15 protein-coding genes are annotated in these 13,057 nt (G+C 57.1%); 8 read left to right on the forward strand and 7 right to left on the reverse strand.

The window, feature by feature from the left end; all coding sequences use genetic code 11:
* Positions 1 to 53: 53 nt before the first annotated feature.
* The gene (locus AC1DV6_RS04630) at positions 54 to 677 is read left to right on the forward strand and encodes an RNA pyrophosphohydrolase (protein ID WP_477975573.1); all 624 of its coding nucleotides are present in this window, start codon (positions 54 to 56) and stop codon (positions 675 to 677) included.
* A 7-nt stretch (positions 678 to 684) separates the two neighbouring features.
* Here the strand turns inward: AC1DV6_RS04630 and proB are convergent, their stop codons facing one another.
* From proB to rplU, 4 genes are all read right to left on the reverse strand, one after another.
* Positions 685 to 1,821, reverse strand: coding sequence for a glutamate 5-kinase (proB, locus tag AC1DV6_RS04635; RefSeq protein ID WP_477975575.1), 1,137 nt, complete (start codon positions 1,819 to 1,821; stop codon positions 685 to 687).
* Positions 1,822 to 1,876: 55 nt separating this feature from the next.
* A complete protein-coding gene (gene cgtA / locus AC1DV6_RS04640; protein WP_477975577.1) occupies positions 1,877 to 2,959 on the reverse strand; it encodes an Obg family GTPase CgtA in 1,083 nt (360 codons plus the stop codon).
* A gap of 73 nt (positions 2,960 to 3,032) precedes the next feature.
* Positions 3,033 to 3,293: a 50S ribosomal protein L27 gene (gene rpmA / locus AC1DV6_RS04645; protein ID WP_029707429.1), complete on the reverse strand. Its 261-nt coding sequence runs from the start codon at positions 3,291 to 3,293 to the stop codon at positions 3,033 to 3,035.
* Between the two features lie 12 nt (positions 3,294 to 3,305).
* Complete coding sequence (rplU, locus tag AC1DV6_RS04650; protein ID WP_477975579.1) at positions 3,306 to 3,617, reverse strand: 50S ribosomal protein L21; 312 nt, start codon at positions 3,615 to 3,617, stop codon at positions 3,306 to 3,308.
* Between the two features lie 204 nt (positions 3,618 to 3,821).
* Between rplU and AC1DV6_RS04655 the strand changes: the two genes are divergently transcribed.
* The 7 genes from AC1DV6_RS04655 to AC1DV6_RS04685 all read left to right on the forward strand — a co-directional run bounded on the left by AC1DV6_RS04655 (position 3,822) and on the right by AC1DV6_RS04685 (position 10,384).
* On the forward strand, positions 3,822 to 4,751 hold the full coding sequence (locus tag AC1DV6_RS04655) for a polyprenyl synthetase family protein (protein WP_477975977.1): 930 nt from the start codon (positions 3,822 to 3,824) through the stop codon (positions 4,749 to 4,751).
* A gap of 219 nt (positions 4,752 to 4,970) precedes the next feature.
* The gene (pilB, locus tag AC1DV6_RS04660; RefSeq protein WP_477975581.1) at positions 4,971 to 6,704 is read left to right on the forward strand and encodes a type IV-A pilus assembly ATPase PilB; all 1,734 of its coding nucleotides are present in this window, start codon (positions 4,971 to 4,973) and stop codon (positions 6,702 to 6,704) included.
* Between the two features lie 19 nt (positions 6,705 to 6,723).
* Entirely contained in the window at positions 6,724 to 7,941 is a 1,218-nt protein-coding gene (locus AC1DV6_RS04665) for a type II secretion system F family protein (RefSeq protein ID WP_477975583.1), read from the forward strand.
* An 8-nt stretch (positions 7,942 to 7,949) separates the two neighbouring features.
* On the forward strand, positions 7,950 to 8,786 hold the full coding sequence (locus AC1DV6_RS04670; protein ID WP_477975585.1) for a prepilin peptidase: 837 nt from the start codon (positions 7,950 to 7,952) through the stop codon (positions 8,784 to 8,786).
* Positions 8,787 to 8,788: 2 nt separating this feature from the next.
* The gene (gene coaE / locus AC1DV6_RS04675) at positions 8,789 to 9,394 is read left to right on the forward strand and encodes a dephospho-CoA kinase (RefSeq protein ID WP_477975587.1); all 606 of its coding nucleotides are present in this window, start codon (positions 8,789 to 8,791) and stop codon (positions 9,392 to 9,394) included.
* A gap of 22 nt (positions 9,395 to 9,416) precedes the next feature.
* The gene (zapD, locus tag AC1DV6_RS04680; RefSeq protein WP_477975589.1) at positions 9,417 to 10,172 is read left to right on the forward strand and encodes a cell division protein ZapD; all 756 of its coding nucleotides are present in this window, start codon (positions 9,417 to 9,419) and stop codon (positions 10,170 to 10,172) included.
* Positions 10,173 to 10,186: 14 nt separating this feature from the next.
* A complete protein-coding gene (locus AC1DV6_RS04685) occupies positions 10,187 to 10,384 on the forward strand; it encodes a DNA gyrase inhibitor YacG (protein ID WP_477975591.1) in 198 nt (65 codons plus the stop codon).
* A 52-nt stretch (positions 10,385 to 10,436) separates the two neighbouring features.
* Here AC1DV6_RS04685 and AC1DV6_RS04690 read toward each other — a convergent pair whose 3' ends face one another.
* The 3 genes from AC1DV6_RS04690 to argJ are packed head-to-tail and all read right to left on the reverse strand — an operon-like array spanning position 10,437 to position 13,050.
* The gene (locus AC1DV6_RS04690) at positions 10,437 to 10,928 is read right to left on the reverse strand and encodes an NUDIX domain-containing protein (protein ID WP_477975593.1); all 492 of its coding nucleotides are present in this window, start codon (positions 10,926 to 10,928) and stop codon (positions 10,437 to 10,439) included.
* Positions 10,925 to 11,803: an ATP-binding protein gene (locus AC1DV6_RS04695; RefSeq protein ID WP_477975595.1), complete on the reverse strand. Its 879-nt coding sequence runs from the start codon at positions 11,801 to 11,803 to the stop codon at positions 10,925 to 10,927. Before AC1DV6_RS04695 ends, AC1DV6_RS04690 begins: the two co-directional genes overlap by 4 nt.
* Positions 11,804 to 11,820: 17 nt before the next feature.
* The gene (argJ, locus tag AC1DV6_RS04700; RefSeq protein WP_477975597.1) at positions 11,821 to 13,050 is read right to left on the reverse strand and encodes a bifunctional glutamate N-acetyltransferase/amino-acid acetyltransferase ArgJ; all 1,230 of its coding nucleotides are present in this window, start codon (positions 13,048 to 13,050) and stop codon (positions 11,821 to 11,823) included.
* Between the last annotated feature and the right edge of the window lie 7 nt (positions 13,051 to 13,057).

Genomic DNA, 13,057 nt, shown 5'->3' on the forward strand with positions numbered 1-13,057 from the left:
ACAGCATGCTTGCTGTGCATAATGAACGAAGTTTAGAAATTTGGGGTTTGATTATGCTTGACCGGGAAGGCTTTAGGCCTAACGTCGGCATCATCCTGCTCAACCAGAAAAATCAGGTGTTTTGGGGTAAGCGTATACGCACCCACTCGTGGCAGTTTCCGCAGGGTGGCATTGACCGGGGCGAAACCCCCGAGCAGGCCATGTTCCGGGAGTTGCATGAAGAAGTGGGGCTCCAGCCGGAGCACGTATCCATCGTGGCCCGGACCCGAGACTGGTTGCGCTATGAGGTGCCGGACCGATTCATCCGCCGCGACGCGCGGGGCCACTACAAGGGCCAAAAGCAGATCTGGTTTTTGCTCCAGTTGACGGGGCACGACTGGGATTTGAATCTGCGTGCTACCGACCATCCAGAGTTTGATGCCTGGCGCTGGAACGACTACTGGGTTCCGCTGGACGCGGTGGTCGAATTCAAACGTGGGGTTTATGAAATGGCGCTGACCGAGCTGGCGCGCTACTTGCCGCGCCACGAACCCAGAAATCGCTACCTCCGCCATTCCTCCCGTCCGCGCGACCATGCGGATGCGGACCATGAGCGGGCGCCCGGAGCGATGATGGAGTTGCCGCCTGGTGCGACCTTCGAGCCGGATCCCGGAACAAACGTTCCTGTGGTGGACTAAATACAGATCAGCGCGTGAGCACCAGGTTATCCCGGTGCAACATTTCCGCTTCGGCCGCATAGCCGAGCAATTTTTCGATTTCTGAGGACGGTTTGCGGCAAATCAACCGTGCTTCGCTGCTGGCGTAATTCGCCAGCCCGCGGGCGAATTCAAGGCCTTGCGGGTCGCGCACGGCAATCACATCGCCACGCGAAAACTCACCTTCGACCTGCACCATGCCAATGGGCAGCAGGCTCTTGCCTTCTTCACGCAGCTTGGCAGCAGCACCTGCATCAACCGTGACCGAGCCGCGCAATTGCAGGTGATCGGCAATCCATTGTTTGCGGGCTTGCTGCTTTTGTGTCTGGGCGACAAGCCAGGTGCCAATCTGCTCGCCAGCGGCCAGACGTACCAGCGCATCGGGCTCACGGCCCCAGGCAATCACGGTAGATGCTCCCGAGCCCGCAGCGCGCTTGGCCGCCAGAATCTTGGTAATCATGCCACCACGGCCGATGCTGGAGCCGGCACCGCCCGCCATCACTTCCAACGTTGGGTCCCCCGCCTTGGCTTCGTGCACGAACTGGGCACTGGTGTCTTTGCGTGGGTCGGCGGTGTACAGGCCTTTTTGGTCGGTCAGAATGATTAGCGCATCGGCCTCGACCAGATTCGCAACCAGCGCACCCAGCGTATCGTTATCGCCAAACTTGATTTCGTCGTTGACGACAGTGTCGTTTTCGTTGATGACCGGCACTACGCCCAACTTCAACAGCGTCAACAGCGTGGAGCGGGCATTGAGGTAGCGCTCACGGTCCGCCAAATCGGCATGTGTCAGCAATACCTGTGCACTGCCCAGACCGTTGGCCTTGAGCTTGGTTTCATACATCTGAGCCAGGCCCATTTGCCCCACAGCAGCAGCGGCTTGCAGTTCCTGAATGGCGTGGGGCCGCTGGGTCCAGCCGAGGCGCTTCATGCCTTCGGCAATCGCACCGCTGGACACCATGATGACTTCACGGCCATCACGCACCAGAGCGGCAAGTTGCCGGCACCACTCGCCAATCGCCTGCTCATCCAGCCCTTGACCATCATTGGTCACAAGGCTGGAGCCTACCTTCACAACCAAGCGCTTGGCATTGGTCAAAATCGATGCATGGGGATTAATGGTCATATTGGCCATAGCAGCCCGCTGCACCAGCGTAAGCAGCTATAAAAATAATAGCAAATCAGGAGGCGGGAGGTTCGACGCTTTCACCGGTAAAGCGGGGATCGACTTCCACATGGGGTTGTTCGGCCACTTGCTCCGCTTTGATGTGCTTGTAGATTGCCTTGATCAGCGGCTCGCAACCTTCGCGGGTCAAAGCCGAGATTTCAAATACAGGCCCCTTGAACTTGAAACGTTTCACAAAGTCCTTGATCAACTCCGCGCGCGCATCGTTGTCCACCATGTCCAGCTTGTTCAGCACCAGCCAGCGCGGCTTCTTGTGCAGGTTTTCGTCGTATTTCTTCAACTCATTGACGATGGCCTTGGCCTGCGCGACCGTGTCGATGCCCTCGTCAAACGGAGCCATGTCAACCACATGCAACAGCAAACGCGTACGTTGCAAATGGCGCAGGAACAAATGGCCGAGGCCAGCACCTTCCGAGGCGCCCTCAATCAGGCCCGGCAGATCGGCCACCACAAAGCTTTGCTCGGGGCCAACGCGCACCACACCCAGATTGGGGTGCAGAGTGGTAAAGGGATAGTCCGCAATCCGCGGGCGGGCATTGGAGATAGCGGTAATCAGCGTGGACTTGCCCGCATTGGGCATGCCCAGCAGGCCCACATCGGCCAGAACTTTCAGTTCCAGCTTCAAATTCTTTTTCTCACCGGGCCAACCAGGCGTCTTCTGACGCGGAGCACGGTTGATCGCGCTCTTGAAACGCATATTGCCGAAACCGCCGTCACCGCCCTTGGCGATGGTGATAACTTCACCGGGAACCAGCAATTCGTACAAAACCTCACCGGTTTCAGCGTCGGTAATGATGGTACCCACCGGCATCTTCAGTGTGATGTCGTCACCGGCGGCGCCGAACATGTCGGAGCCCATGCCGTGCTCGCCGCGCTTGGCGTCGTGGCGACGGGAAAACCGAAAGTCCACCAGGGTGTTGAGGTTGGGGTCCGCTACTGCGAAGACATGGCCACCACGGCCGCCATCGCCGCCATTGGGGCCACCAAATTCCTTGTATTTTTCATGGCGGAACGAGACGCAGCCCGCCCCACCGTCTCCGGCGGAGATATCGATATAGGCTTCGTCAACGAACTTCATGATGGAATACCGAGGTTATAAATGAAAAACCCCACGCTGTAGGCGCAGGGTTTCTCGGGGAGCACGGTGCAGATTACGCTGCAGCCGTCACGCTCACGGTGTGCTTGTTCAGCGCGCCCTTGACGGCGAACGACACGTGGCCGTCTACCAGTGCAAACAGGGTGTGGTCCACGCCGATACCGACATTGTTGCCGGGATGGAACTTGGTACCGCGCTGGCGCACGATGATGGAACCGGCGCTGATCAACTCACCGCCGAAAGCCTTCACACCGAGCATCTTGGGCTTGGAATCGCGCCCGTTTCGCGTAGAGCCGCCGCCTTTTTTCTGTGCCATGACCTAGTGTCCTTAAGCAGTAATGGCGCCGATTTGCAGTTCAGTGAACTGCTGACGGTGACCTTGACGTTTCTGATAGTGCTTGCGACGACGCATTTTGAAAATGCGCACTTTGTCGTGCTTGCCGTGAGAAATTACTGTGACCGTAACGGTCGCGCCGGACACCAGGGGTGTGCCAACTTTCAGTTCAGCGCCGTTACCGACCGCCAGAACTTCGTTGAACACAATTTCCTGGCCTACGTCCGCAGCAATCTGTTCTACTTTAATTTTTTCGCCGGCAGCAACCCGATATTGCTTGCCGCCGGTTTTTATGACCGCGTACATGTTGACCTCTTCAATTTAGCTCCACGAACGGATTTTCGCAGAGCCTTGGAGTATAACACGCCCCGGTTTTTCTGGCAAACCACCACCCGCTCCCCAATTTCCAGGCCCGCGGCTTCCTATAATCGCGGCAATCCAAACTGGGGCCAGCCCTTGCAAGACACTTCCAGCCCCACCCCAACCGGGCTCTCCCTTATCGCTGAAGACATGCGCCAGGTCGATCAGGTGATCGTCCAGCGCCTGGAATCCGGCGTCCCGCTGGTCGGCACCGTGGCCCAGTACATCATCGCGGCCGGTGGGAAACGGCTGCGGCCAGCACTTCTTTTGCTGTGTTGCGGGGCGCTGGGCTACCGTGGCGCCCAGCGGTTCAACATGGCTGCAGTGGTCGAGTTCATCCACACCGCCACGCTGCTCCATGATGACGTGGTCGACGAATCCCTGTTGCGCCGCGGCAATGCCACGGCGAATGCGAAATTTGGCAACCCCGCCAGCGTTTTGGTGGGTGACTTTCTGTATTCCCGTGCATTCCAGATGATGGTGGAAGCCCAAAGCATGCACATCATGCAGGTGCTGGCCGACGCGACCAATGTGATTGCTGAAGGCGAAGTAATGCAGCTGATGAACATGCACAACGCCGCTCTGGACGAAGCCGGGTACCTGCAAGTCATCCGATCCAAGACCGCCAAATTGTTCGAAGCCAGTGCCCGAGTGGGCGCCTTGCTGTCAGGAGCCTCCGATATCCAGGAATCAGCCTGTGCGGAATATGGCCAAGCATTGGGTACCGCCTTTCAAGTGATTGACGACGTTTTGGACTACCACGGCGATGCGGCAGTTTTGGGCAAGAACCTGGGCGATGATTTACGCGAAGGCAAAGCCACGCTGCCATTGATCGCAGCCATGCAACGTGGCAATACTGCTGAATCTGCAACCATTCGTAACGCCATTGAGGCGGGGGATATCTCCAAGCTCGAAGAGGTGGCGGCGATCGTAAAGCGGACAGGCGCTTTGGACGTGGCCCGGCAGGCAGCGCTTCAGGAAGCGCAGCGGGCCATCGAGGCCGCGAAGCGCCTGCCAAGCGGCCCACACACTGACTGTTTAATACAATTGGCCGCCCAATTGCTACAGCGAAATCATTGATGTCCCCATTGGGCGGCTGCAAATTCTAGGTTCGACTGCGCCTGTCTAAGCGCAGTGTTCGAGACCGCGCAAGGAGATTCCGGCCCCCTCAGCCCGATCCCATTCAGGGTGTTGCCAACGCGCATTTCGCTCTCTGTCTGCGGCACTTTTAATTTACTTTGGCATTCTGATCAGCGATGATGCTGTGACTCAACAAGTTACGTGTATCCTTTGCGGGTTATGGCAGCTGTAGACTCATTCAATCGCGATACCACCACCATAGCCCTTCCTGGCATCGGTCGGGCGCTTGTCGCCGCTGGAAAACTGGGGCAGAAATCTGCGGAAGAGATTTACCGTAAAGCCATTGCGGGAAAGACCAGTTTTATTGCCGAGTTGGTCGGCTCTGGCGCTGTGTCACCTGCCGATCTGGCGCATACCCTGTCAACAGCGTTTGCGGCTCCCTTGGTGGATCTGGATGCCATTGATGAGCAAAGACTCCCTAAAGGCCTGCTGGATGCCAAGATTTGCCAGGACTTTCGGGTCGTAGTCCTGAGCAAGCGCAACAATCGCCTGATTGTTGCGACTGCTGATCCTTCTGACCCTGCGGCAGCCGAAAAAATCAAATTTTCCACCCAAATGGGGGTGGACTGGGTCATCGCTGAGTACGACAAGTTATCCAAATTGGTCGATGCGAACTCGGTCAGCGCTAGCGAGGCGATGGAAGACATCATCGGTGGCGATTTTGAATTTGACGAAAGCGCGGCCGAAGCGATTCAGGACAACGCACAGGCAAACGTTGCCGAAGTGGAAGATGCGCCAGTCGTCCGATTCCTGCACAAGATGCTGATGGATGCGTTCAGCATGCGCGCTTCGGATTTGCATTTTGAGCCATACGAGCACAACTACCGCGTGCGTTTTCGCATTGACGGAGAACTGCGCGAAATCGCCTCGCCTCCTATCGCAATCAAAGACAAGTTGGCGTCTCGGATCAAGGTGATCTCGCGCATGGATATTTCCGAAAAGCGCGTCCCGCAAGATGGCCGAATGAAACTCAAGGTCGGTCCTGACCGCGTGATCGATTTTCGGGTTAGCACTTTGCCCACGCTGTTTGGGGAAAAGATCGTTATCCGTATCCTGGACCCCAGCAGTGCCAAGCTGGGTATTGATGCACTTGGGTACGAGCCGGAGGAGAAAGAGCGCCTGCTGAAGGCGATCGGACGCCCTTACGGCATGATTCTGGTAACCGGTCCAACTGGGTCCGGTAAAACCGTTTCGCTTTACACCTGCCTGAACCTGCTGAATCAACCCGGTGTCAACATCGCGACGGCGGAAGACCCCTCCGAAATCAATTTGCCAGGGGTTAACCAGGTCAACGTGAACGAGAAGGCGGGCCTGACCTTTGCGGCCGCCCTCAAATCTTTCCTGCGTCAGGATCCGGACATCATCATGGTGGGTGAAATTCGTGATCTGGAAACAGCTGATATTTCCATCAAAGCAGCGCAGACCGGCCACATGGTCTTGTCGACATTGCACACCAATGACGCGCCGACAACGCTGACCCGTATGCGCAATATGGGCATTGCGCCTTTCAATATCGCCTCCAGCGTGATTTTGATCACTGCACAGCGCCTTGCCAGACGTCTGTGTCCAAATTGCAAATCCCAAGTCGATATTCCTCAGGCGGCCCTCAAAGATGCAGGGTTCAAAGAGGCCGATCTGGATGGATCCTGGAAAGCCTATAAGCCGGTGGGTTGCTCCATGTGCAACAACGGCTACAAAGGGCGCGTAGGCATTTATCAAGTCATGCCGATCAGTGACGAAATCCAAAGAATCATCTTGCGCGACGGTAGCGCCCTGGATATTGCTGCTCAGGCTGAAGCGGAGGGCGTACGGTCACTTCGCCAATCCGGATTGAGCAAAGTCAAGCTCGGCTTAACTTCTCTGGAAGAAGTGCTTGCCGTTACCAACGAATAAGAGGCAACCAGGGATACCCATGGCAACAAGCAAATCGACAGACGCGAAAGAAGTAGTTTTCGAGTGGGAAGGCAAGGACCGCAACGGCAAACAGGTCCGTGGTGAAACGCGTGCTTCCGGCGAGAACCAGGTCAAGTCAGCGCTGCGCCGTCAGGGCGTGACGCCCAGCAAGATCAAAAAACGCAAGATGCGTTCGGGCAAGAGCATCAAGCCCAAGGATCTGGCGATTTTTACCCGTCAGCTTGCGACCATGATGAAAGCTGGTGTGCCCCTGCTTCAGGCTTTCGACATTGTGGGTCGAGGCAACCCGAATCCCAGCGTAACCAAGCTGCTCAATGACATCCGCACTGACGTGGAAACCGGGACGTCCTTGAGTTCCGCATTTCGCAAATACCCGATTTACTTTGACGCGCTGTACTGTAATCTGGTCGAAGCGGGTGAAACGGCCGGTATTCTGGATCAGTTGCTGGAACGGCTGGCGGTCTATATGGAAAAGACTGAAGCCATCAAATCCAAGATCAAATCTGCGCTGATGTACCCCATCTCCGTTTTGGTCGTGGCTTTTGTGGTGGTTGCCGTGATCATGATTTTTGTGATCCCCGCGTTCAAACAGGTGTTCTCGTCATTTGGCGGTGAACTGCCAGCCCCCACGCTGATGGTGATTGCGATGAGCGAATTTTTTGTCGCGTATTGGTGGATCATATTTCCCGGCCTCATCGGCGGCGTCTATTTCTTTATGGAGTCATGGAAGCGCAACGAGAAAATGCAGGCCGTGATGGATAGGATCATGCTGAAGCTACCTATCTTTGGCGTGCTGGTTGAAAAATCCTGCATCGCACGCTGGACACGCACGCTGTCAACCATGTTTGCCGCCGGCGTCCCCTTGGTCGAGGCCCTGGATTCTGTCGGGGGCGCTGCGGGCAATTCGGTCTATGCAGACGCGACCCAGAAAATACAACAAGAGGTCTCTACAGGCACGGCACTGACCGCTGCGATGACCAATGTCAATTTGTTTCCGTCCATGGTGCTACAGATGTGTGCCATTGGCGAAGAGTCCGGCTCTATCGACCATATGCTGGGCAAGGCTGCAGACTTTTTTGAATCTGAAGTGGACGACATGGTCGCCGGCATTTCCAGCCTGATGGAGCCCATCATCATCGTGATTTTGGGCACCATTATTGGCGGCATCGTGGTTGCGATGTACCTTCCCATCTTCAAACTGGGTCAGGTTGTTTGATGTATTGGATGCCACAAGATTTCATCGCCGTCATCGCAGCAGTACTCGGTCTTCTGGTAGGCAGCTTCCTCAACGTAGTGGTATTTCGGCTGCCGAAGATGATGGAGCGGCAATGGAAAGCGGAGTGCGCGGAAATGTCGGGAGGTGCTCCGACGGACGAACCTCCTTTCAATCTGATGGTTCCACGGTCGCGCTGCCCGCATTGCGGCCATCAAATCCGGTGGTTTGAAAATGTCCCCGTGATCAGCTACCTGCTTCTGCGTGGGAAATGTTCCGCATGCAAAGCGCCCATCAGCCTGCGCTACCCTGCAGTCGAAGTAGCTACCTCGTTCCTGTTTTTTTGGTGTGCAACGCAATACGGCTCGAATAGTGCGACTTGGGCTTGGTGTGCATTTTCAGCAGTGCTGCTAGCGCTGGCACTGATCGATTGGGACACCACATTTTTGCCGGACGATCTGACCTTGCCACTGCTGTGGCTGGGTTTGATCGCATCGGCCATGCACTGGACATCTGTGGACATTTACGCTTCGCTGTGGGGTGCAGTCGCGGGGTATATGTCGCTGTGGTCTGTCTATTGGGCGTTCAAGTTGGTGACCGGCAAGGAGGGCATGGGCTACGGCGACTTCAAGCTGTTCGCGGCTTTGGGCGCCTGGTTTGGCTGGCAAGCCCTGATCCCCATGATCCTGATTGCATCCATCCTTGGCGCAATCGTTGGCATCGCCCTCAAATTCTCCAGTGGATTACGTGAAGGCGGTTACGTTCCCTTTGGGCCATTTCTTGCCGGCGCCGGGTTCACCGCGCAGTTCATGGGACCTCAAGCCCTGCGTCAGGTCATTGGCCTCTGACCATGCAGGCCTTGCGACTGGGCCTGACCGGGGGCATTGGCAGCGGAAAGAGCACTGTCGCCGCCCTCTTTTCGCGGCACGGAATTCCGATTATTGATGCCGATGCGATATCCCGCCAATCCACGTCGCCAGGCGGCGGCGCAATGGACGCAATCCACGCAAAATTTGGAGCAAATATGGTTGCGGCAGATGGCGGCCTGGACCGGGATGCGATGCGCGCACTGGTGTTCTCGGATCCTTCGGCGCGCCTTCTGCTGCAGGACATTGTCCACCCGCTAGTCGGCCAGGAAATCGCCGTGCAAACCCAAATGGCAGAGGCCGCCAACGCACCCTGCATCGTTTTCGACATCCCTTTGTTAACCGAGTCCGCACATTGGCGTGGGCGCCTGCATCAGGTGTTGGTAGTAGATTGCAGCGAAGCGACACAACGCGAGCGCGTCCTGGCACGCGACAAGCTGGATGGAAATGCGGTCAACCGCATCATCAGCGCTCAGGCGACCCGCATTCACCGCCTGCGGTGCGCCGATACCGTGATTCACAACGATGGCATCGATTTGGAAGAATTGAACGCACAGGTAAAGGCAATTGTCCGGAGGTTCGGGCTATGATCCTGCGAGTCGAAAGTTTAGTGTGATCCTTTACGAATACCCCTTCAACGAACGCATCCGCACTTACTTGCGGCTGGAGCATCTATTTTTGCGCCTGGCCGAACTGATGGTTCGTACGCAACCTCTGGACCACCATTTTGCGATCACCACCATCTTTGAAGTCATGGACGTGGGTGCCAGAGCCGACCTGAAGTCCGATGTACTGAAAGATCTGGACAAGCAAAAACAAATCCTGAACGGCTACCGTGGCAACCCGGCGATTGCAGAAGGTATGTTGGACAAGGTCATTGACCAGCTGGAGCGCTGTTTTGCTTCATTGAACGGCTTGGCCGGCAAGTCCGGGCAATCACTCACAGAGAACGACTGGTTGATGAGCATTCGCAGCCGTGTCGGTATTCCGGGCGGAACGTGTGAATTCGATTTGCCCGCTTACTTTGCCTGGCAGCATCGCGACGCTGCGACACGCCAAAGCGACTTGCACCGCTGGGCTTCCACGCTGGCGCCACTGGCCGAATCCATTCACTTGCTGCTCAAGCTGCTGCGGGATTCCGGAGCCCCGCAAAAAGTCGTCGCTGCCGGCGGCCAATACCAGCAAAATTTGCCGCAAGGCCGCACCTTCCAATTGCTGCGCTTGGCGGTGCATCCCGATCAGGGCCTGATTCCGGAAATCAGCGGCAACCGCTTGATGGTCGCCATTCGGTTGATGCGCCATGACGCCGATGACAAACTGCATGCCAGCGGAGAAGATGGCACGTTCGAGCTGACCCTGTGCTCCTGAGCGAGGTTGGGAAGATGGACTCCGAAGTCAAAATCGTACGCTGTCCACAATGCAATGGCGACAGCATCTATGCCAGCAGCAATCCCTTTCGCCCGTTTTGCAGCGAGCGCTGCAAAAATCTCGACTTCGGCGCCTGGGCCAGCGAGTCCTTCCGCGTGCCGACTGAAGCACCGCCGGAATCAGAGCCGTTTGGCGATCCCAAGCTGCAGTAGACGTCCCAGCCACGCTGCCGTCAAAATTTGTAAGAAAAAGGGCTGCAGCCCGCTAAATAGAGGCGTGAGCAGCTACGAAATGTGTAGCGCCTTGGTGGCTGCGCTCCTGAGAAAACCAGTCTAACACTGGCACCGTGCCCGGCAACACCGGCTGGACGGCTACAGGTAACTGTTCCCAGGAAAATGACTGGGCTTCACGCATCTGCAGGCTACCCGACCAGTCAAATACCTTGCAGAAATTCAGCCGCACCAGTGCATGGGGATAGTCAACCATCTCCACCTTCCAGGGTATGGCCACACCAATCTCTATGCCCAATTCCTCTATCAGTTCACGCCGCAATGCCTGCTCCACCGTTTCTCCGGCTTCCAACTTGCCGCCGGGAAACTCCCAATAGCCTGCATAGACCTTGCCTTCTGGACGCGAAGTCAGCAGGAATGCACCATCGGCCCGCACTAAAACACCTACTGCTACCTCAACGATGGCGCGCTCAGGGCCACCCTCGCGCAGGGCATGGGCATCGGCGACTAAAGGCTGTTGACTCATACGCCAGTCTGCCTGCGACCGGCGTAGTCGCGTGCAAATTGCCAGGCCACCCGTCCGCTACGCGAACCGCGTTCCAGCGCCCAGACCAGTGCCTCGGGTCGCGCTGCCTCAATCTGCGCAGGGGTAACTTCAAAAGTGGAGAGCCATTGCGCCACGATCAACAGATACTCGTCCTGATTGAACGGATAAAAGCTCACCCACAGGCCAAACCGCTCGGACAAAGAAATCTTTTCTTCCACGCCCTCGCCCGGGTGCACCTCGCCATCGTCAGTGTGTTGGTAGGTCAGGTTCTCCGACATGTACTCGGGCAGCAAATGGCGGCGGTTGCTGGTCGCGTAAATCAGCACATTGGGCGTCGCCGCAGCGACCGATCCGTCCAAGACGGATTTCAAGGCCTTGTAGCCGGCCTCGCCCTCGTCAAAACTCAGGTCGTCGCAAAACACGATGAACTTCTCGGGCCGCTGGGCGACTACGTCAACGATGTCGGGCAGATCCACCAGTTCGGCTTTGTCCACCTCAATCAGGCGCAAACCACGGTCGGCGTAGGTGTGCAGGCAAGCGCGGATCAGCGAAGACTTGCCGGTACCTCGCGCGCCGGTCAGCAGCACATTATTAGCGGGGGCACCGTCCACGAACTGCGCCGTGTTGCGCTGGATTTTTTCCTTCTGGGTGTCGATTTCCTTCAGATCCTCCAGCCGCATGGCGCCGATGTGGCGCACCGGCGTAATGACACCCTGACCGGAACTGCGCTTGCGGTAGCGAAACGCGATGGATGCGTTCCAGTCGGGCAGCTCCATGCTGTGTGGCAGTGAGGCCTCAACGCGGTCCATGAACTGCCCGGCACGCGCGATGAATTGGGCAAACAGTTCATTCATGCTTGCTCACCCACACTTCAGGACCGGTAATCGGCGTTGATGCTCACATAGTCGTGGCTGAGGTCGCAGGTCCACACGGTATCCACCGCATCGCCACGCCCCAGGCCCACACGCACCGTGATTTCGCTTTGCTTCATCACACGTTGGCCGTCTTCTTCGCGGTAGCTCGTATTGCGGCCACCTTGCGTCACCACGTGTACATCATCCAAATGCAACTCAATGAGACTCTGGTCCAGATCGTCAATGCCGGCATAGCCGACCGCTGCCAAGATGCGACCCAGATTGGGGTCGCTGGCGAAGAAGGCCGTCTTGATCAGCGGTGAATGCGCAATCGCGTACGCCACCTTGCGGCACTCTGCCGTGTCGCGTCCGCCCTCCACCCGCACCGTAATGAATTTGGTGGCGCCCTCTCCGTCACGCACGATGGCTTGCGCCAGTTGTACGGCAACGTCGCGCAAGGCCGTCTTCAGCGCCTGCGCGCCTGGCGTTGCCCATGACGTAATAGGGGCATGCGCCGCCTTGTTGGTCGCAATCAATACCAGTGAGTCGTTGGTGGATGTGTCGCCATCCACGGTTATGCGGTTGAATGATTGCTCTACAAGCTCACGTGCCAGATCCTGCATCAGACCCTGGACGATGCTGGCGTCGGTAGCGATGTATCCCAGCATGGTCGCCATGTTCGGGCGGATCATGCCGGCGCCCTTGCTGATACCGGTGACTTTCACGGTCACGCCATCAATGACGACGGACTTGCTAAACGCCTTGGCCACCGTGTCAGTGGTCATGATGCCTTCAGCGGCTCGCAACCAGTTATCTGTTTTTGCATCCGCCAGTGCCGCGTCCATGCCTGCCTGAATGCGCTCCAGTGGCAATGGCTCCATGATGACACCGGTAGAGAACGGCAGAATTTGCGCCGTATCAATACCGATTTTTTGTGCCAGCGACTGGCAACTGGTTTTGGCACGCTGCAGGCCATCAGCACCCGTTCCAGCATTGGCGTTGCCAGTATTGATCAGCAATGCGCGCACCGGCTTGCCGGCTGCCAAGTGCTCCCTGCAAACCTGTACTGGAGCCGCACAAAAACGGTTTGACGTAAACACACCGGCAACGCTGGCACCCTCGTCCAGCAACATGACGGTCAGATCCTTGCGTCCCGGCTTCTTGATGCCAGCTTCGGCAATGCCGATGCGCAGCCCCTCAATGGCAAACAGGGATTCGGCCGACGGCGCTTGCAGATTCACTGGCATGGCGGTA

The organism is Rhodoferax sp. P2_H8_2, from assembly GCF_056403235.1.